The organism is Massilia luteola (genome assembly GCF_034420155.1).
Lineage (GTDB): Bacteria > Pseudomonadota > Gammaproteobacteria > Burkholderiales > Burkholderiaceae_D > Telluria > Telluria luteola.
In genome coordinates, this window is sequence record NZ_JAXOFN010000054.1 from 1 (window position 1) to 20148 (window position 20148).

At 67.4% G+C, this 20148-nt stretch carries 16 protein-coding genes and 2 rRNA genes; 4 read left to right on the plus strand and 14 right to left on the minus strand.

Annotated elements, in window-relative coordinates; translation table 11 throughout:
• Window positions 1-248: ribosomal RNA gene (locus U9J41_RS28460) — 16S ribosomal RNA — on the minus strand; the annotation flags it as partial.
• A gap of 660 nt (window positions 249-908) precedes the next feature.
• Between U9J41_RS28460 and U9J41_RS28465 the strand changes: the two genes are divergently transcribed.
• Entirely contained in the window at window positions 909-2783 is a 1875-nt protein-coding gene (locus tag U9J41_RS28465; RefSeq protein ID WP_425261281.1) for a sigma-54-dependent Fis family transcriptional regulator, read from the plus strand.
• A 9-nt stretch (window positions 2784-2792) separates the two neighbouring features.
• Here U9J41_RS28465 and U9J41_RS28470 read toward each other — a convergent pair whose 3' ends face one another.
• From U9J41_RS28470 to U9J41_RS28505, 8 genes are all read right to left on the minus strand, one after another.
• The gene (locus U9J41_RS28470) at window positions 2793-3767 is read right to left on the minus strand and encodes an FAD:protein FMN transferase (RefSeq protein ID WP_322405545.1); all 975 of its coding nucleotides are present in this window, start codon (window positions 3765-3767) and stop codon (window positions 2793-2795) included.
• Entirely contained in the window at window positions 3764-5842 is a 2079-nt protein-coding gene (locus tag U9J41_RS28475; RefSeq protein ID WP_322405546.1) for a 4Fe-4S binding protein, read from the minus strand. Before U9J41_RS28475 ends, U9J41_RS28470 begins: the two co-directional genes overlap by 4 nt.
• Before the next feature lie 8 nt (window positions 5843-5850).
• A complete protein-coding gene (locus tag U9J41_RS28480; RefSeq protein ID WP_322405548.1) occupies window positions 5851-7011 on the minus strand; it encodes a porin in 1161 nt (386 codons plus the stop codon).
• Between the two features lie 51 nt (window positions 7012-7062).
• Entirely contained in the window at window positions 7063-7287 is a 225-nt protein-coding gene (locus tag U9J41_RS28485) for a hypothetical protein (protein WP_322405549.1), read from the minus strand.
• Between the two features lie 15 nt (window positions 7288-7302).
• A complete protein-coding gene (locus U9J41_RS28490) occupies window positions 7303-9048 on the minus strand; it encodes a PQQ-dependent methanol/ethanol family dehydrogenase (protein WP_425261277.1) in 1746 nt (581 codons plus the stop codon).
• 54 nt (window positions 9049-9102) lie between these two features.
• Entirely contained in the window at window positions 9103-9483 is a 381-nt protein-coding gene (locus tag U9J41_RS28495) for a DUF779 domain-containing protein (protein WP_322405550.1), read from the minus strand.
• A gap of 17 nt (window positions 9484-9500) precedes the next feature.
• The gene (adh, locus tag U9J41_RS28500; protein ID WP_322405552.1) at window positions 9501-11021 is read right to left on the minus strand and encodes an aldehyde dehydrogenase; all 1521 of its coding nucleotides are present in this window, start codon (window positions 11019-11021) and stop codon (window positions 9501-9503) included.
• Window positions 11022-11190: 169 nt separating this feature from the next.
• Window positions 11191-12138: a beta-propeller fold lactonase family protein gene (locus U9J41_RS28505; protein ID WP_322405553.1), complete on the minus strand. Its 948-nt coding sequence runs from the start codon at window positions 12136-12138 to the stop codon at window positions 11191-11193.
• Between the two features lie 144 nt (window positions 12139-12282).
• Between U9J41_RS28505 and U9J41_RS28510 the strand changes: the two genes are divergently transcribed.
• The 3 genes from U9J41_RS28510 (at window position 12283) to U9J41_RS28520 (ending at window position 15447) form a co-directional block, all read left to right on the plus strand.
• The gene (locus U9J41_RS28510; protein WP_322405554.1) at window positions 12283-14403 is read left to right on the plus strand and encodes a TonB-dependent receptor family protein; all 2121 of its coding nucleotides are present in this window, start codon (window positions 12283-12285) and stop codon (window positions 14401-14403) included.
• A 78-nt stretch (window positions 14404-14481) separates the two neighbouring features.
• Complete coding sequence (locus tag U9J41_RS28515) at window positions 14482-15252, plus strand: class II aldolase/adducin family protein (RefSeq protein ID WP_322405563.1); 771 nt, start codon at window positions 14482-14484, stop codon at window positions 15250-15252.
• Window positions 15253-15261: 9 nt separating this feature from the next.
• Window positions 15262-15447 carry a 4-oxalocrotonate tautomerase gene (locus tag U9J41_RS28520; protein WP_322405555.1) on the plus strand — a complete coding sequence of 62 codons (186 nt, stop codon included), beginning with the start codon at window positions 15262-15264 and terminating at the stop codon, window positions 15445-15447.
• A gap of 12 nt (window positions 15448-15459) precedes the next feature.
• Here the strand turns inward: U9J41_RS28520 and U9J41_RS28525 are convergent, their stop codons facing one another.
• From U9J41_RS28525 to rrf, 5 genes are all read right to left on the minus strand, one after another.
• Window positions 15460-16305, minus strand: a complete 846-nt coding sequence (locus tag U9J41_RS28525; protein WP_322405556.1) for a substrate-binding periplasmic protein — start codon at window positions 16303-16305, stop codon at window positions 15460-15462.
• A gap of 7 nt (window positions 16306-16312) precedes the next feature.
• Window positions 16313-16786, minus strand: coding sequence for a cytochrome c-550 PedF (gene pedF, locus U9J41_RS28530; protein WP_322405558.1), 474 nt, complete (start codon window positions 16784-16786; stop codon window positions 16313-16315).
• Between the two features lie 114 nt (window positions 16787-16900).
• On the minus strand, window positions 16901-18385 hold the full coding sequence (locus U9J41_RS28535; protein WP_322405559.1) for a GTPase domain-containing protein: 1485 nt from the start codon (window positions 18383-18385) through the stop codon (window positions 16901-16903).
• On the minus strand, window positions 18382-19860 hold the full coding sequence (locus U9J41_RS28540; RefSeq protein ID WP_322405560.1) for a DUF2868 domain-containing protein: 1479 nt from the start codon (window positions 19858-19860) through the stop codon (window positions 18382-18384). Before U9J41_RS28540 ends, U9J41_RS28535 begins: the two co-directional genes overlap by 4 nt.
• A gap of 169 nt (window positions 19861-20029) precedes the next feature.
• Window positions 20030-20142 (minus strand): 5S ribosomal RNA (gene rrf / locus U9J41_RS28545).
• Window positions 20143-20148: the final 6 nt, after the last annotated feature.

Here is a 20148-nt window from a genome sequence, read left to right on the forward strand (position 1 = left end):
ACCAACTAGCTAATCAGATATCGGCCGCTCCAGGAGCATGAGGCCCGAAGGTCCCCCACTTTCATCCTTAGATCGTATGCGGTATTAGCGTAACTTTCGCTACGTTATCCCCCACTCTTGGGTACGTTCCGATATATTACTCACCCGTTCGCCACTCGCCGCCAGGTTGCCCCGCGCTGCCGTTCGACTTGCATGTGTAAAGCATGCCGCCAGCGTTCAATCTGAGCCAGGATCAAACTCTTCAGTTTAATCTCTGTTTTTGTCGATTTCTCGACAGATCGCTCACTCAAAATACTGACCGTTACTCATTGCTGAGCAACGTATTTCTTTTGCGTGAACATTTGATAATTTTAAGCATTCAGCAGCCCCTTAGTTATTCACTAGTGACTGCTGGCACCTCATCAAACGCCCACACTTATCGACTGTTGATTGTTAAAGAACTGTATTCGGTACTGCCTTGCCGCATCTGCGAATCGTTTTGTTCGTCAGCAGCAGAGGAGCGAGAGTATGCAGCACATCGTTTAACTCGTCAACCCCTCTTTTTCCGCAGCACACTCGACGTAATCGATCTGACAAGCTTAACCAGTTGATTCAGTTAAACTTTTTGTGCGCTGCAGAAGCAGGACGCGAACTATAGCAAAACCGCGGGCTCCTGCGCAAGACTTGTTTTGCGTGCACAAAAAGCTGGCATCGGGCTTGCTTACTACGTATTGCATAAAACAAAGCACCTCGCAGACGGAACATAGGTACGCATCCGATTGTTCCGTTCTGGTACAGGTGCTACATTAGTGAACAGTCGATTCCCAGCACAGAGCCGCCGTCCAGGGCCAAACAGGAGACATGGAATGACTTACCAGCACGCAGCAGGCCTGCTCGTCCCTGGCGTACCCGGCGACGACATGGCCTCCATGATCGCCATCTCGCACCAGCGTTCGGAACAATTCGGCCTGTGCCCCGATTCGCGGCCCGACTTCAGTCCCGTGTCCGGCGCCGACCTATCGCACCTGGTCGAACAGAATCGCCTCCTGTACAGCCATGCGGTGCCCGCCATGGAAACGCTGTACCAGCAGATCGCCAACACACACAATATGGTCCTGCTGACGGACGCCCAGGGCGTGATCGTGCATTCGCTGGGCGATGCCGACTTCCTGGAAAAGGCCAACCGCGTCGCGCTCACGCCGGGAGTCGCCTGGTCCGAAGAGAGCAAGGGCACCAACGCGATCGGCACCGCCATCGCCGAACGGGTGCCGACGACGGTCCACGCCGACCAGCACTTCCTCTCGGCGAATCACTTCCTGACCTGCTCCGCTGCGCCGATCACGGACCATCGCGGCAACGTGGTCGGCGTGCTGGATGTCAGCGGCGACCGCCGCAGCTTCCACAAGCACACGATGGCCCTCGTGCGCATGTCGGCCCTGATGATCGAGAACCAGATGTTCGCGGCGACGTTCGAAAACGCGATCACGCTGCACTTCCACACGCGGCCGGAATTCATCGGCACCTTGATGGAAGGGATCGCGTCATTCAGCCCGGGCGGCCGCTTCCTCGCCGCCAACCGCAACGGCCTGTTCCAGCTCGGCCTCTCGTATCCCGCGCTGCAGGCCCATACGTTCAGCTCCCTGTTCGGCCTTCCCGTCTCGGCGCTTTATGATCACTACCGCACGGCGGCGCCCGGCCTGCTCGACCTGTGCATGCACAACGGCGTGCGCGTGTGCGGCCGCGCGGAACTGCGCCTGACGAACGGCGTGCACGTGCTCACCGGCGCATTCGACGATGCGCCGCAGGCCGCCGCCCTCTCCCAGCCGGCGGCAAAGGCCGCGACGCGGCGCCTGTCCGGCCTGCGCTACCTGAACACCGGCGATCCGCAGCTCGAACAGGTCATCGACAAGGTCAACCGCGTGCTCGGACGCGACGTGCCGATCCTGATCATGGGCGAGACGGGCACCGGCAAGGAACTGCTGGCCCAGGCCATCCACAACGATTCGCCGCGCGCGCAAGGGCCGTTCGTGGCCGTCAATTGCGCGTCGATCCCGGAGACGCTGATCGAATCGGAACTGTTCGGCTATGAGGACGGTGCATTCACCGGCGCGCGCAAGAAGGGCGCGGTCGGCCGGATCCTGCAGGCGAACGGCGGCACGCTGTTCCTCGACGAGATCGGCGACATGCCCTACCCCCTGCAGGCGCGCCTGCTGCGCGTGCTGCAGGAGCGGATGGTCACGCCGCTCGGCAGCGGCAAGTCGATCCCCGTGAACGTGGAACTGATTTGCGCGACGAACCACAACCTGCGCCGGCGCATCGCCGAAGGCCTGTTCCGCGAAGACCTCTACTACCGGCTGAACGGCCTCGTGGTCAAACTGCCGCCGCTGCGCGAGCGCACCGACCTCGAAACGGTGGTCAGGAAAATCCTCGCCTCCGAAACGGATGCCGCCGGCAACAGCCGCCACTCGATCTCCGACGAGGTGCTGCGGCTGTTCCGGCGCCACAAATGGCCCGGCAACTTCCGCCAGTTGACGAACCTCCTGCGCACGGCCGCGATCATGGCCGGCGACGACGACGAAATCGGGCTGCGCCACATGCCCGACGACTTCCTCGACGATATCGCGGACGCACCCGCCACGCCCGCCGCACAGCCGGCCATCGCGGCCGGCGGCAACCTCGAAGAGATGGAACTGGCCGCGATCGTCAGGTCGCTCGAGGCGAACGACGGCAACGTCTCGGCCACGGCGCGCGCGCTGGGTGTCTCGCGCAACACCATTTATCGCAAGCTGCCGCATCTGAAATAACCGCCGCCTTCACGCCGCCGGAAAGCCGGACGACTTCCAGCGCGCGCCGTCCTTGCCGATCGTGAGCAGGTCCACGCCCTGCAGGTGCGCCGCCAGCGCGTGCGAACGGCGTGCGCCCATCACCATGAAGGCGGTCGACAGCCCGTCCGCTTCGAGCCCTGTCGGCGCCAGCACGGTGACGCTCGCGAGTTCCGTCGGCGAATCGCCGCTGGCGGGATCGAAGATGTGGTGATGGCGCAGGTCGGACGTGAACGCGGACGCGTAATCGCCCGACGTGGCGATGCAGCGGCCGTCCAGCACGACGCTCGCGGCCAGCGCATCCTCGTGGCGCGGGTCGCGGATGCCCAGGCGCCAGGGCCGCCCGTCCGCCCGTCCCAGTGCACCGTATTCGCCCGTGTCGACGAGCGCATGGCGGATGCCGTGCCGGCGCAACGCCGCCAGCGCCAGGTCCGTCGCATACCCCTGCGCCAGGCCGTTCAACGTGATCGCCATCCCCGGACGCGCCAGCACGACGCGATCAAGCCCCGCCTGCACCTGCGTCCAGCCGACGAGACGCCGCGCGCGCCTGCGCTCGGACTCGGGCGGCACGCCGCGCGCCGCGTCGAATGCGCGCCACAACGGCTGCACGGTGACGTCGAACGCGCCCTGCGTCAGGCGCGACAGCGTGCGCGCATGCTCCAGCACCGTCAGCAGATGCCGGTCCGGCCCGTGCAATACCTTGTCGCGGTTCAGCCGGAACACCTGGCTGGGCGGCTGGTGGAGGCTCATCAGGGCATCGACGCGGCGCGCCTCGCCCAGCGCGGCGGCGATGCCCTGCTGCGCGGTTTCCGGGTCCGCATGGCGCACGGCGATGCTGATCGTCGTGCCGAATGCGAGCGCGGCGCCGCTGTGCAGCGGCAGTTGGTCGGCTTCGGCCGCGTCCACCGTCGTGGCGCCGGCCATGCTGCCCAGCGTGGCGGCGATGAAGGTCCTCCTGTGCATCATGGTCTCCTGTCGACGATGCCCGATGCCGGCACGACCGGAATCGAGCGGCCCCGCTTGCGTTCCAGTATCCGCGGCGCGCATTGCGCGTCGCTTGCGTGGATAACGACACATTCCATACATTGAAAACACTCCTCGTAGTCGACCGCGCCGCCGGGCGCGATCGCGTTGTAGCCGCAGCGGTGGCGGCAGGTCTGGCACGGCGTGCCGCATTCGGCGCGGCGCGGGATCCAGTCGAGCAGGCGCACGCGGCCCAGCAGCGCGAGCGCGGCCCCGAGGGGACAGAGATAGCGGCAGAACGCCTTGTTCACGACCATCGCGAGCAGCAGCCAACCGGCGGCATACGCGACGAACGGCCAGGCCCGCGCGAAGTTCAAGGTGATCGCCGTCTTGAACGGCTCCAGTTCGACCAGCCGGTCGGCCCACGCCGGCGCCCACACGGCCGCCAGCAGGATCGCCGCCAGCACGCCATACTTCACGCGCTTCAGGCGCGCGTCGAGCACGCGCCGCACGGCCAGCTGCGGCAATCCGAATGCTCGTCCGGCGAGTCCGGCGAATTCCTGCAGCGCGCCGAAGGGGCACAGCCAGCCGCAGAACGTGCCGCGTCCCCACACCACCAGCGAGACGAGCACGAATGCCCACAATGCCACCGTCATCGGATCGAACAGCAGGTAATCCAGGCCGCGTCCCGCGCGCAGCGCCTGCGCGATGCCGGTGATGTTGACGATCGAAAGCTGGGCCTGCGCCGCGTAGCCGATGAAACCGATGGTGAACAGCAGCCACGCGCGGCGCAGCCAGGCGAAGCGGCGCGCGTGTGCCACGAGCCGGCGCTGCTGCCACAGCGCGGCGCCGAGCAGCGCCAGCGCCACGCCCAGCACGATCAACTGGCCGCGCCGCGCCTTCCAACTGGCCAGCCACGCCGGCGCGCCCTCGTCCGGCGCCGTGTAGTACGCGGCCGGCAGGCGATAGCCGAACGCGATCTCGCGCGTGATGCGCTCGGGGTAGACGACGCCCTTGCTGCGCGTGACCGGCAGCGCGAGGTCGAGCGCGCGCGCGGGATCGAGACCGGCCTGGCCGATCACGCGCAACAGCAGCAGCTCGCCGGCAGGCAGGTCGACGCCGTCGGCCAGCCGCGGCTCGATGTCGAGGTCGCGCATCTCGACCGGCAACCGGTCCTGGCGCAACACGATGCCGTGCGGGACGCTGCCGCGCACGAAGTCGTCGCCCGTGACCGTGTGACCGCCGGCCGTCATCACGAGCAGCGCATGGTCGCCAGGCTCCAGGCGGTCCTGCAGCCGGCGCCATGTGCGCGGCGCCAGCAGGTTGCGGCCGACCGTCGGCACCGAGGCCCAGGCGATCCAGACGTCGACGAAGACACCATCCGGCGCCGCCAGCGCCTGCGCGTCCAGCCCGGCGCCGGCGCTGCCCGCGAACAGGCGCTCGACGTCGGCATTCGCTACGCGCACGTGGCGCACGAGGCCCGCATCCAGCAGCGCCGCCAGCGACATCGGCTCGAACCGGTCGCGGCGAATGCGGCCGATGCGGCCCGGGTCGCGGCCCTGGGCGAAGCCGAGTCTGGCGCGCGCCACCTTCAGCGCGGCGGACAGCACGCTCTGGTTGATGATGCGGACCGACGCCGTCGCCTTCGACACGCCGTCCAGCTGCCCCGGCCCACCGACCGTGATCCCCTGCGCCAGCGACCGGCCGCGGTATTGGCGCAGGAACGCGCGCAGCGGCGCCTCGCCCAGGCCTTCCACGAACACGGGTTCGTGCTGCGACAATACGGCGACGTCGAGGAAGGTCCCCTTCGGGTCGATCACGACGAGCAGGTTCGGCGGCACCCCGGCGAAGCCCGGCACGGGCGCCAGGTCGGCCGATTCGAACGCGTAGCCGACCAGTTCCGTCGCGGTGCCGTTCTGCTTGAACAGCGGCCAGGCCGCGACATCGGCCGCTTTTGCGCCGACCGTCAGCGGCGCCGGAAAACGCCGCGCGAGCGCCGCCTGCGTCAGCGTGCCGGCGGACGCGGACGCGGACATGTGGACCAGTATCCAGCAGATGACGAGGCGGAGCGGGCGCATGGCCGTCGTCAGAAGAAGATGATGCCGCCGACCGAACCGCCGTTCATGCGCGCGGTGGCGCCGCCAAAGCCTTTCGAACGGGTCTGTCCGATCTCGGCCACCAGCGTGATCGCGCTGTTCAGCGCATAGTAGGCGCCCGCGGTCAGGTTGGCATTCGACTTCAGGCCGCCCGTGCCGGCGGCATCGTCGTCATTGGCGCTGCGGCCCCACGACAGCCCCAGCTTGAGCGCGTCGCTCGTCTTGAACGTCCCTTGCACGAGGACGTTCTTCGAACGGACGTCGCCCTGGTCGGCGTCGGACAGGATGCCCAGCGCGCGCCCCGTCTGCGCATTGACCAGCAGGCCGGCCGCGCCGAACTGGCACGATGCGCCGGCTTCGAAGCCGTGCATCGTCAGGTCGTCGACGCCCGCCGCCTGCGATTCGAACCGCTGCGACTTGGCGCCGAGCCAGGCTTTGAAACCGTCCTGCGCGAAGCTCAGGCGCGCCTGTACCTGCGGGCTCGATCGGGTCGAGTAGCGCGGACCCGCAATCACGGGCGTGTCGGACACGGGGCTCATCACGCCGACGTCGAACCCGATGCCGGATGCGTTCTTCGGTGCGCTGTAGACGATCTGACCGTACGTCCCCAGGTAGCTGTAGCCCGCGCCGATATGGCCCAGGGTGACGCGCCCGCGCTGCGTGGCCTGCACCGGTGCGCCGGCACCGACGAGCGTCATGTCGCCCAGGATCGCGTTGGCGCCGAAGATGCCGTAGTCGCGGCCCAGCTTGACGGTGCCGAAATCGGCGCGGCCGAACGTGAAGAACGCCTGGCGCACGTCGACCGTGCTGTTTTGCGCGATCGCGCTGTCGGTGGCCGTGGCGGCGTAGATGCCGATCTTGGCCGTGACGTCGTAACCGCCCTGCGTCGACGCCACCGACGTCACGAGGCCGCTGGGCAGCAGGCCGTTGCCGATGGTGGTGCGGTGGTCTTCGCCGCCGCAGCCGAGCGCCTTCCCGGCCAGCGTCAGGCCGCCGACGACGGCGCCGCTGCACGAGACGTCCGTGTAATAGGCGTTGACGATGCCGCCGACGTTGACCGTCCAGTCGCCGGCCTTCAGGTCGACCGCGCACGCCTGCTGCGCACATGCGGCCATCGACGCCAGGACGGTGAGTAGCTGAACCTTCTTCATTTGTCTCCTCGCTTTCTTGTTTGTTGTGGTGAGCACATCGATTCGATGTACCTACAGCGATGGCAAGTTGCGTGCCCGGTCGTGTGCACGGGGAAAGCGGGGAGCGGCGGCATTTTTGCTGTGACGAATCGGATCAGGTGTTCCAGTTTTGACCGTTCGAAACAAAACAAGATAAACGATATAAATAAAAAAACGGCGGCCGAAGCCGCCGCAAAACAGGGTCTTGACGCCGGACGCCGCCGCGGCCGATGCATAACCCTCCCTGACCACACCCATTACATCGTCAAACCATCAAATCTTCGTGGCGAGCTTGAACACCCAGACCGAGCCGCCCTGTTCGAGGAAGTTGACCTTCTTCGCGACCTCGCCACCCCACAGCGGCACGGCGCCGCCCCAGCCCGAGACCACGGCCACGTATTGCGTGCCGCCGTCTTCCCACGTCACCGGCGGCGCGACGACGCCGGAACCCGTCTGGAACTGCCACAGCTCCTTGCCGGACCTGGCGTCGACGGCCTTCAGGTAACCTTCCGGCGTGCCATAGAAGACGAGGCCACCGGCCGTCGTCATCACGCCGCCCCACAGCGGTGCCGTGTTCTTGTCTTCCCAGACGATCTTGCCGGTCTTCGGATCGATGGCGCGCAGCGCGCCGATGTAGTCCTCGTTCAGTGGCTTGATCGTGAAGCCCGCGCCAAGGTAGGCGCCGCCCTTCTTGTACGTGATCGGTTCATTCCAGATCTCCATGCCCCACTCGTTGGCCGGCACGTAGAACAGGCCGGTCTGCGGGCTGTACGCCATCGGCATCTGATTCTTCGCGCCCAGGAAGGCCGGTGCGGAAAAGACGGACGAGCCCTTCTTGCCGTCGCCTGCCGTCGGATCGCCGGGGCGGTTGGCGGCGATGAAGTTCGGGCGGCCCGTTTTCAGGTCGATGCCGCTCGCCCAGGTGATCTTGCGCACGAACGGGAAGGCGTTCTGCAGATGGCCGGTCTTCGCGTCGATCACGTAGAAGAAGCCGTTGCGGTCGGCCTTGCCGCCGTAGCGCTTGCCGTTCATGTCGAACGTGACGAATTCGTTGGCGCCGTCGAAGTCCCAGGAATCGTTCGGCGTGTTCTGGTAGGCCCACTTGATCTGGCCCGTTTCCGGATCGAGCGCGATGGTCGACGACGAATACAGGTTGTCGCCCGGACGCAGGTGGCTGTTCCACGGCGCCGGGTTGCCGGTGCCGAAGTAGGCGAGGCTCGTGGCCGGATCGTACGTGCCGCCCATCCAGGTCGACGCGCCGCCCGTCTTCCACAGTTCGCCCGGCCAGCTCTTGTTGACGGTGCCGGTGATGCCGTTCTCGATGGCCTTGCCGTCCTTGTCGTAGCGGTACCCCATGTGGCCTTCGACGGTCGGGCGCGTCCACAGCAGGTCGCCCGTCAGCGGATTGCGGCCTTCCACGCGGCCGACGATGCCGAATTCGCCGCCCGACACGCCCGTGATCAGGACGCCCTTGGCGATCAGCGGCGCGGCCGTCATCGAATAGCCGGCCGCGTAGTCGTCGACCTTTTCCTTCCACGCGATCTTGCCGGTGTGCTGGTCGAGGGCGACCAGTTGCGCATCCAGCGTGCCGAAGATGACGAGATTGCCGTACAGCGCGGCGCCGCGGTTGACGACGTCGCAGCACGGCATGATCGATTCCGGCAGGCGGTGCTCGTACTTCCACAGCTTGTTGCCCGTCTTGAGGTCGATCGCGAAGATGCGCGAGTACGACGCGGTGACGAACATCTTGCCGTTGGCGATGACGGGCTGCGATTCCTGGCCGCGCTGCTTCTCGCCGCCGAACGAGAACGACCACGCGGGCACGAGCTGGCCGACGGTCTTCGTGTTGATCTGGGTGAGCGTCGAAAACCGCTGGCCCTGAGAGCCCATGCCGAAGGACAGCACGTTCTTCGTGTCCTTCGATGCATTCTCGAGCATCGCGTTGGTGATGTCGGCCGCCTGGGCGAGGAACGCCAGCGGGGCGAGTCCTGCGAGCAGGATGGTCATACTCTTTCTCATTTCTGTCTCCTTATTGTCGTTGTAGGATGGGCACCCCGTGCCCACGCGTTGCGCTCAAGGTCCAGGCGCCTGGGTGCGCAGCTGGCCGCACTCCGCGTCCGTGAACAGCCGCGAGCGCGTGAGGAAGCGCCGTCCCGTGCCGTTATCGAGCGAGAACATGCCGCCGTTGCCTTCCACGACGTCGATGATCAACTGGGTGTGTTCCCAGTAGCCGAACTGCTCCAGCCCGATGTAGAACGGCGCCCCATCCAGGTTGCCCAGATAGACGTCGGTGTCGGAGAGGTCGAACGCCCCGGCCGCGTAGCACATCGGCGTACTGCCGTCGCAGCAGCCGCCGGACTGGAAGAACATCAGTGGCCCGTGGTGGTGCCGCAGCTCGCCGATGAAGGCCAGCGCGGCGGGAGTCGCGGTCACGCGTTCGATATTGGATGTCATGGCGCTTGGACGGTAAATCAGAAGAAGCCCAGCGCTTTCGGGCTGTAGCTCACCAGCAGGTTCTTGGTCTGCTGGTAGTGGTCGAGCATCATCTTGTGATTCTCGCGGCCGATGCCCGACTGCTTGTAGCCGCCGAACGCGGCGTGGGCCGGGTACAGGTGATAGCAGTTGGTCCACACGCGGCCCGCCTGGATCGCGCGGCCGACGCGGAAGGCGCGGCTGCCGTCGCGCGTCCACAGGCCGGCGCCCAGGCCGTACAGCGTGTCGTTTGCGATGCGCAGCGCGTCCGCCTCGTCCTTGAACGTCGTCACCGACACGACCGGGCCGAAGATCTCTTCCTGGAAGATGCGCATGCTGTTGTCGCCCTTGAACACGGTCGGACGCACGTAGTAGCCGCCGGCCAGGTCGCCGTCGTGCGTGGCCTGCCCGCCGCCCGCCAGCACCTGCGCGCCTTCCTGGCGGCCGATGTCGAGGTAGGACAGGATCTTTTCCAGTTGTTCCTTCGACGCCTGGGCGCCGATCATCGTGCCCTCGTCGAGCGGGTTGCCGGCCTTGATCTGCGCCACGCGCGCCAGCGCGCGCTCGATGAACTTCTCGTAGATCGATTCCTGGATCAGCACGCGCGACGGACACGTGCACACCTCGCCCTGGTTCAGCGCGAACATCGCGAAGCCTTCCAGGCATTTGTCGAAGAAGTCGTCGTCCGCGTCCATCACGTCGGCGAAGAAGATATTCGGCGACTTGCCGCCCAATTCCAGCGTCACGGGGATCAGGTTCTGCGCGGCGTACTGCATGATCAGGCGGCCGGTACCCGTCTCGCCGGTGAAGGCGATCTTGGCGATGCGCTTGCTCGACGCGAGCGGCTTGCCCGCTTCCAGGCCGAAGCCGTTGACGACGTTCAGGACGCCGGCCGGCAGCAGGTCGGCGATCAGCTCGACCAGCACCATGATCGAGGCCGGGGTCTGCTCGGCCGGTTTCAGCACGACGCAGTTGCCGGCGGCGAGCGCGGGGGCCAGCTTCCACACGGCCATCAGGATCGGGAAGTTCCACGGGATGATCTGACCGACGACGCCCAGCGGTTCGTGGAAGTGGTAGGCGTAGGTCTCGTCGTCGATGGTCGAGATGGCGCCTTCCTGCGTGCGAATGCAGCTGGCGAAATAGCGGAAGTGGTCGATCGCGAGCGGAATGTCGGCCGCCATCGTTTCGCGGATCGGCTTGCCGTTGTCGATCGTCTCGGCGGTCGCGATCAGGCGCAGGTTCTGCTCCATGCGGTCGGCGATGCGGTTCAGGATGTTGGCGCGGTCGGCCGGCGACGTCCTGGCCCATGCATCCTTGGCGGCGTGGGCGGCGTCCAGCGCCAGCTCGACGTCTTCCGCCGTCGAGCGCGCGATTTCGCAGAACGGCTGGCCGCTGATCGGCGTGACGTTGGCGAAGTACTCGCCCTTGGCCGGCGCGACGAAGCGGCCACCGATGTAGTTGTCGTAGCGTTGGCGGAACGGATTGGCGACGCCGAGTTTGCTGATGTCCGCGAGATTCATGTCATCCTCTTTCACTATGAGTTGGAATTCGCCGTTGCCGGCGCTGGGTATTCGTTCGCTACATCCCTTCTTTCGCAAACCCCGTGCCAGCCCGCTTTCGCCTGTTTTTGCCGTGCCGGACGGCCCGATGCCGGCCGTTTCTGGTACAGGTGTCCCAAACTTGAACAGGTCAGCGGATCACCACACCCCACGGCAGATGGCCCACCGCGATGTCGCCCGTCTTGCTGCCGGCCGCCGTATCGATCACGGACACGCTGTCCGAGCGCCCGTTCGCCACGTACAGCCGGCTGCCGTCGGGCGTGAGCGCCATGTTCCACGGCCGTTTGCCGACCGCGATCGTGGCGTCCACCACGTTGCGGGTGGCGTCGATGCGCATCACGCTGCCGTCCGCGCCGTTCGACACGAACACGGTCCTGCCGTCCGGTCCGACCGCGATGCCGGCCGGGTTCTTCCCCGCCGGGATCGATGCGATGCTGCGCCGCGTCTCCAGGTCCAGCACGTACACCGCGCCGGCCACCTCGCACGCCACATAGGCGCGCGCGCCGTCCGGACTGAAGCCGATGCCGCGCGGGCGCAGGCCCACGGCGATCGCCCCGACCTGGCGCCGCCCGGCCACGTCGATCACGTCGACCTGCTCCGCGTTCTCGGCCGAGACGAGCAGCCAGCGTCCGTCCGGGCTGAACACGGCGTGCTCGGGATTGCGGCCCTGGACCGGGATGGCGGCGACGACCGTGCGCGCGGCCGCGTCGATGAGCGCCACGCTGTTGGTGTCCTCCACCGCGACGGCGACCCAGCGCCCGTCACGCGATGCATTCACGCCTTCGGGCGAGCTGCCGACGGGGATCGTGGCAAGCAGGGCGCCGCTGGCCGCGTCCAGCACGAGCAGCGCATTGGCGCCGGCGTCCGTCACGTACAGCCGCGTGCCGTGCGGGTCGGCGGCGATGCCGCGCGGGCGCTTGCCGGCCGCGATCTGGCGCACGGCCGCGTTGCTGGCCGTGTCGATGACGCTGATGGTGCCGGATTTTTCGTTGGGGACGTAGGCGAAGGGCGCGGCCTGCGCGGCGCCGCAGGCGCTGGCGCAGGCCAGCAGGACGACGAGGGAACGAATGCGTGACATGATGATCCTCCGGGAGTGAGCGGTACTCCCGGGATTGCAAGCGCCATGCCATGCGAACAGCAAGTTTGCGGGCTGGCAGGTATATTGCATGCGCTGATGGTCGGCGCCCGGACGACAGGGCGGACTATTCGACATGGAGACAAGATGGAACACCGTTTGAACTTCGTGGCGGCGCTGTTCGCCGCCGCCCCACTGGCCTGCGCCGCCGCGCCCGACGTACCCGATGCACCCGATGCGCCCATGAGCGTGGTCGTCGTCAGCGCCACGCGCGCCGAGCACACGAACTTCGACCTGCCGGCCGCCATCGACGTCGTCGGCGCTGACCGCATCGGCGCCGCCCAGCCGCGCGTGAACGCATCCGAGGCGCTGGCCGCCGTGCCGGGCCTGGTCGTGCAGAACCGCCAGAACTATGCGCAGGACCTGCAGATTTCCTCGCGCGGCTTCGGCGCCCGTTCGGCGTTCGGCGTGCGCGGCGTGCGCCTGATCGCGGACGGCGTGCCGGCCACCATGCCGGACGGCCAGGGCCAGGCCGCGACGTTCGACCTCGACATGGCCGAGCGCATCGAGGTCTTGCGCGGCCCGTTCTCCGCGCTGTACGGCAACCATGCGGGCGGCGTCATTCAACTGTTCACGCGCGATCCGCACGGCGCACCGTTTATCGAAACGAACGTCGCGGGCGGCAGCGACGGCATGCGCAAGACGGACGTCAACGCGGGCGGCAAACAGGGCGCCTTCGGCTGGCTGCTGGACGGCTCGCGCTTCGAGACGGACGGCTACCGCGCCCACAGCGCCGCCACGCGCGACCAGGCCTATGCCAAGCTGACGTTCGACACGTCGGCCACGGGCAAGCTGACGGTGACCGCAAGCAGCCTGCGCCAGGACGACACGCAGGATCCGCTCGGCGTGACGTGGGCCACGTTCCAGCGCGACCCGCGCGCGGGCGAGATCGACACGACCGACACGCAGACGCCCAAACGCACGCTGGCCGACCGCTACGACACGCGCAAGAGCATCCACCACCAGCAGATCGGCCTGTCGTGGGATAAAAAATTCGGCACCGACCGCCTGCACGTGACGGTCTACGGCGGCAACCGCAGCGTGATCCAGTACCAGTCGTTCTCGAAAGCGTTCCAGGCGCCGGCCAGCCATTCGGGCGGCGTGGTCGATTTCGATCGCGACTTCTCCGGCGTCGACGCCAACTGGCTGATGGTGCGCCCGCTCGGCGACGGCCTGCTGCGCACGACCCTGGGCCTGGAAGCGGGGAAATCGGACGATGCGCGCAAGGGTTACGAGAACTATGTCGGGACGACGTTCGGCGTGAAGGGCCGGCTGCGCCGCGACGAAGACGACGACGTGCGCAACGTCGACCCTTACCTGCAGCTGGAATGGGAGCGCGGGCCGTGGGTGTTCACGGGCGGCCTGCGCCACAGCCGCGTGAGCTTCGACGTCGCCGACCACTATCTCTCGAACGGCAACGACGGCGGCAGCGTCGACTATCGCCACACGACGCCGCTGCTGGGCGCCCTGTACAAGGTCACGCCCACGTTGAACGTGTACGCCAGCGCGGCGCGCGGCTTCGAGACGCCGACGCTCAACGAAGTGTTCTACTCGGGCACGGGCGGCGGCTTCAATTACCATCTGGGCGCGGCCACGAGCACGCAACTCGAAACCGGCGCCAAGGCCCTCGTCGGCCCGGGCATGCGCGTGAACGCCGCGCTGTTCCAGGTGCGCACGCAGGACGAGCTGGTCGTCGACGGTTCCAGCGGCGGCCGCACCAGCTACCGCAACGCGAGCGCCACGTTGCGCCAAGGCCTGGAGCTGTCGCTCGACGCCGACCTGCGCGCGGGCTTTTCCGCGCGCGTGGCGGCCACGCTGCTGCGCGCGATCTACGACGAGGCATTCACCGGCGTCGCCGCGGGCAATCGCCTGCCGGGCGTGCCGCGAACGAGCGTGTTCGGCGAGCTGGCGTGGAAGGATGCGGACGGCCACCTGCAGGCGGCGCTGGAGACGGTCGCCGGCGGCAAGGTGTATCCGGACGATGCCAACGCCGCGATTCCGGCGCCGGGCTATGCGATCGTCAACGCGCGCGTGCAGGCCAGGCAGGCGCTGGGCGCGTGGCGCGTGCGCGAGTACGCGCGCGTGAACAACGTGTTCGATCGCACGTACGTCGGCTCGGTCATCGTCGGCGACAGCAACAAGCGATATTATGAGCCCGCGCCCGGACGCAACTGGGTGCTGGGCGCCAGCGTCCAGTATCAGTTCTAGTTTTGAATACGCGATACGCATAGCGTTTATGCAGGCAGGCATATGACCGACGTGCACGATGCCTGCTACGCTGGCGTGATGGACAGACTCGCGACAGCCGGCCGCGCCGCATGCGGCCACCCCTCCCCCACCGAATGGCAAACCCGCATCGACCTCGCCGCGTGCTACCGCTTATGCGCGCTGTACGGCTGGGACGACGGCATCTACACCCATATTTCCGCCGCCGTGCCGGACGAACCGGGCCGTTACCTGATCAACGCATTCGGCATGCGCTTCGATGAAGTGACGGCGTCGAACCTGGTCAAGGTGGACAGCGACGGCAACGTCGTCGGACCGCTCGCCGCCCCGGTGAACCAATCCGGCTTCCGCCTGCACGCGGCCGTGCACGAGGCCCGGCCGGACGCGGCCTGCGTCATGCACCTGCATAACCTGGCCGGCATCGCCGTCGGCATGCAGGAAAGCGGCCTGCTGCCGCTGTCGCCGTATGCGCTGCGCTTTTACGGCGAGCTCGCGTATCACGACTACGAAGGCATCGCGATGACGCCGGACGAGCAGGCGCGCCTCGTGCACGACCTGGGCGCGCGGCCTGCGATGCTGCTGCGGAACCACGGCAGCCTGACCGTGGGGCGCACGATCCCGGAAGCGTTCGTGCTGATGGAAACGCTGGACCGCGCCTGCGACGTGCAGTTGCGCGCGCAAGCGGCCGGTGTGCCGCTGCGCCAGCCGCCTTCGGCCATGTGCGTGACCGCCCATGCGCAGCTCGCGGGCGATGGCTCACCCGAAGGCGTGCCGGAATGGGCTGCGCTGCTGCGCCGCCTGGACGTGGCCAGCCCCCGCTACCGTAATTAAAGGAACCCTATGCCGACCATTAACGTCCAACTGTTCGACGGCCGCACGCCGGAACAAAAACGCGCCTTCGTCCGGGCCGTCACGGAAGCCGCCGTCAAGACGCTCGAGTGCTCGCCCGAATCCGTCGACATCCTGATCCACGAAATCAAGCGCGAGCACTGGGCCACTAGCGGCAAGCTCTGGTCGGAAGAGTAGCCGCCTTCCGCATCACGGCTTGACGGCCTGCACGCCGTACTTCGCAAAGATCGTCCGCAACTCGCCATTGGCCGCCAAGTCGTTCAGCGCGGCCTGCAGCCGGCGCGCGAGGCCGAGATTGTCCTTGCGGACCGCCATGCCGATCGCCCAGCCGCCGCGCGGCAGACGGTCGAACGGCACGTCCTGCAGCGGGAACGCGGGATCGCCCTTCATGACGGACTCGATCTGCGCGCGCGTGGCCAGCACCGCATCGAGTCCCCCTGCCTTCAGCTGCTCCAGCGCCTCGATCGCGGTCGGGTAGATGTGTACCTGTTCACGAAAGCGTCCGCCGCCCTCGCCCAGCATCACCATGCCGGAGATCGACACTTTCTCGACGCCGATCCGCTTGCCGGCCAGCGCGTCGATGCCGTCGAACCGCGGAATGGCGCGCACGCTGCGCACCAGCCGCACGGTCTCCACGTAATACGGCGCGAAGATCTCGACCTGCGGATTGGCGTTCATCAGCATGCGGTCGACGGGCACGTGCAGCATCACGTCGGCCGGTCCGTAGCCGAGGTAGTGCCCCTTCCACACCATGTTGCGCAGATCGTCGCCGAGGTCGTCGCCGGCATTGAACGGCAGCAGCGCCGGCTTCAATCCGAGCTTGCCGGCCAGCGCGGTGCCGAGGTCGGCGTCGATGCCCTGGCCGTGGTCGGAGAACGGTGCGAGGTCGTTGTAGACGGCCACCTTGAGGATGCCCGGTTCGCGCAGCACCGGTACTTCCGCGGCGAGAGCGGCGCCGGGTGCGGCGATGCCGGCACCCAGCAACAGGCCGGCCGCGAGCACGCGGCGGCGCGATGGCGATAGCGGAGTGGACATGGCCGCCTCAATCCGCGGCGCGGCGCGATTCGAGGTAGGTCTTGATGGCCCACATCGCTTCCTGGTTGAACACGCCCTCGAACGGCGGCATGTAGACGGCGCCGTTGCGCACCTTGCCGTGGCGGATGCTGGTCAGGAAGTACTTGTCGGTGTCCTTGTAGCAGGCCTGTTTCTTGGTCTCGTTCTTGATGCCGGTGCAGTCGCGATCGAGCAGGCGCAGGTCGGGCGCGATCCCGCCGGATTCCGCTTCCAGGCCGTGGCAGCGCGCGCAATTCTGGTTGTAGGCCGACGAGCCGATCTTGAGTGCGAGCTTGTTGGTGCGGTACGGATTCTCGTCGCGCCACTTGTCGCCCAGCGTGGGCAGGCCCGTCGTGTCGACGGCTTGCGGGATCACGTTGCCGTGCGCGCTGGCCCAGAGCGAGGTGAGTGCGGCGGCGCCGAGCGCCAGGGCGCCGGCGGCGATGCGGATGGTGTGCTTCATGATGTCTCCTGTAGGTTTATCGGTCTATCCCTACATGAGCAATCGGCGTGCCATGCGCCGCGGCCCGTTACGCCGGGGTTTGCGGGCCGCGCCTGTCCCAATTTGCAACAGGTGTCACATGTCCGCGCGTGCCAGCGCCCGCGCCGCCGTTTCCGGATACAGGTGTTCGAGCGTCTCCACGATCACGCGGCCGAGCAGCGCCTGCACGGCCGCCGCTGCCGCCGCGGCATCGGCCGCGGCGCGCACGTCCTTCCACAACGGCGCCAGTTCGGCCTCGTGCCGCGCGACGCTGCGTTCGACTTCGGCCTGCCAGAACGGCGGCGCCTCGCCTTCGACGAAGTTGCCGCGCCCGCGGCCGAAGTGCGCGACGGCCAGGTAGCGCAACACGCTGCCGACGAGGAGCGTGCGCAGGAACGGATCGGCAAACTGCACGGTCGGGCGGTCGCGGTCCGTCGTCGTATTGAAACCCCAGGCGGCGCCGGCCATCGTGAGCGCACCGACGATCGCGCCGAGCAGCGCCCCGCCGCCGAGCGTGAGGCCGCCCGCCATCAGGTCGGCCGACAGTCCCGTCGCGGCGCCGGAGACGACGGCACCCAGGAGCCCCGCCTGCGCCTTGTCGATGGGCGCGCGCACCGCGAAGTTTTCGCGCACGCGGGCGTTGATGCGGCCCGCGTCGCCCGGGTCGAGCCGATGCAGGCGCAGCAGGCCGACCGTCGTGTCGCCGATCCGCCGCTCGAGCCGCTCGACGAGGCCGGCCATCGCGGCGTCCTGGCGCTTCTGTTCATCCTTGCCGATGCCGACCGCTTTCAGGGCGGACTTCAGGAAGCCCGCCTTCCCTTCCTGTGCGATCGCCTCGCTGTCGCGCGCGGCGCCGGCCAGCATCTGCGCACCGAGGTCCACGGACGCGCGGAAGCGCTGCACGTTGTTGGCTTGCCAGGCGGCGAGCAACCGCGCGTAGCCGTCGCGCTTGGAGTCGTCGAGCACCCGGCCGACACGCTCGTAGAACACGTCCTCGTGCACCCAGCAGCGCGCGAACGCGTCCAGCGCGAGCACGTCGCGCACGATGGAAAACTGGTCGAGATGCGCCTTCCAGCGCGCCTGCTCCGCCTGTTCCTGCTCGTCGGGCCGCGGTGGGCCCAACTGGTTGAGCAGCACGACGACCGGCTTGCCCAGCCACTCCAGGATGCGCATCTCGGCCGGCAGGTAGCCCGCGTCGCGCGGATCTTCGGACGAATTCACCAGGTACAGCACGACGTCGGCCGCGTCCTTCGCGGCGCGCAGCGCCTGCTGGCTGAGCCAGAACGGACGGTCGCGGTAGCGGTCGAACACCTCGCGCAGGAACCAGCCGATCGGATTGCCGGCGGACGCCAACCGCTTGAGCAGCCGGACGGAATCGCCGAAGCCCGGCGTGTCCCACAACAGCAGGCGGTCGCCCGCGCCGCTGGTCTGCAGCGTATGCGCTTCGGCGAACACGGTCACGTGGGCGGCGTCGCGCACCTCGCCCACGTCCATGCCGATGAGCGTGCGCGCCAGGGTCGTCTTGCCGTTGTTCGTGTGCGAGACGAGCGCGAACTGGATATCGACGGGTTGCTCGCTCATGCCGCACCCGACATGGCAAGACCGGACCCGAGGTCGAGCGGATGGCGCTCCGGATGCAAGAGGTCGACGACGGTGGCGCGTGTGTGATGGTACTGGCAGAACTCGTGCCACAGCGCGACGCGCTCCATCACGCGCGTGTCGAAACCCGCCTGCCCGGCGCCGCGTTCCACCAGGCCGGATTCGTCCAGCAGCACGGCGATGCCGCGCGGCGTGTTGCGCGCCAGGTAGTCGAGGAAGGCACCGTGGTTCTCGCGTTCCGGCGTCGCCGCGAGATTGAACAGCACCGCCGTGACGGCGACGTCGGCATCGTCCAGGCGCACATCGCGCAGCAGTTCCTTCGGCTCTTCGCCGTACGCGCAGGATGGCCGCAGCATCAACTGCGCCTGCTCGCCGAGGACCATCGCCGCGACGGCCGCGAGACCCTTATGACGCGCTTCGTCGACCGTGAAGCTGTACGGGATCACGCGCAGCACGGCCGGACCGGACGCGCCGACGCGATCGGCCAGCAATCGGTAGTAGGGCTGGCCGAGGTCGAGGGGGAAGCGGTGCGCGATCCGGCGCGCGCGCAGGGCGGACACGATGGCCAGCACGAGGCGCGGCAGCACGACGAGCAGGAACAGCGTCGCGGCGTACAGATGCACCCAGCGCGCGCCGCCGGCGGGCGACGGCTCCTGCACGAAGTGAAGCGCCTGGACGTCGGCCAGCGAAAACCCCTGCAGCGGGAATACGGCCAGCGCGGGTGCGAACAAAAAGGACAGCAGCGCATGGACCTGAGGCGCGGCGAGGAAGGTGCTCTCCCATCCGGCCGCGTACTGCGTCAGCACGCCGCGCGCATATAGGGACGCGATCGCACCGAGCGCGAACGCGGCCGCCGCCAGGTGTATCGTGCGCCCGAGACGCAGGTGCGTGAGCTTGGCCGTCAGCAGCGCCCAGTCCGTGAAGTATTGCGCGATGCCGGCGGCGAGCGGCGCCGGCAGCTTGCGCGGCAGCGCCGCCTTGCCGACGGACAGGCGGCGCAGCAGCCGCGGGCTCGCCCAGCCGGTCCGCTTCGACGGCACGAGGGCCCACACGATCAGGCCGAGATACACGATCAGGTTCCAGGCGAGGATCAACAGCAGGGGCGCCGACAGCAGGTCGACGCGATGCGGATTGCCGATGCGGTCGAGTCCTGCGCCGGCCAGGAAGCCGACGATGGGCAGCAGCACGGCCAGCACGGGCAACAGGCTGCGCCGCTGACGAAAGGCGGCAAACGCCGGCGTGCGCTCGGCCAGCCGTTTGAGGATCAGTTCCGCGCGCTGGCCGAGGAAGTGGTCGAGCCTGGGCTCGCTCTTGCCTTCGGCGGCCTGCCAGTGCGCCAGTTCGCGCGCGCTGCGGCTGGCGTACACGCGGTCGTCTTCGGAAAGGATCTCGCGCTTGGCGTCGGCGGTTTCGATGGCGCGCATCAGGACGACATCGCGTGCGGTCCGCTCGTTCATGGGCTTCCTGTCTGGTTGATTTAGCAAGCTTGCAGGGAGCATTGTGCCTGAAAAAGCAAAAAGTCCGCTCGGAGTCAGGACTGCCGACGCCAATCCCACCGAGTAGGCTTCGTTTTCCCAAAACGAAAAACCCCGCCAGGATCACCTGACGGGGTTTCGCTTATAACTAGCCTGACGATAACCTACTTTCACACTGGTTGCAGCACTATCATCGGCGCAAAGTCGTTTCACGGTCCTGTTCGGGATGGGAAGGGGTGGTACCGACTTGCTATGGTCATCAGGCATAAC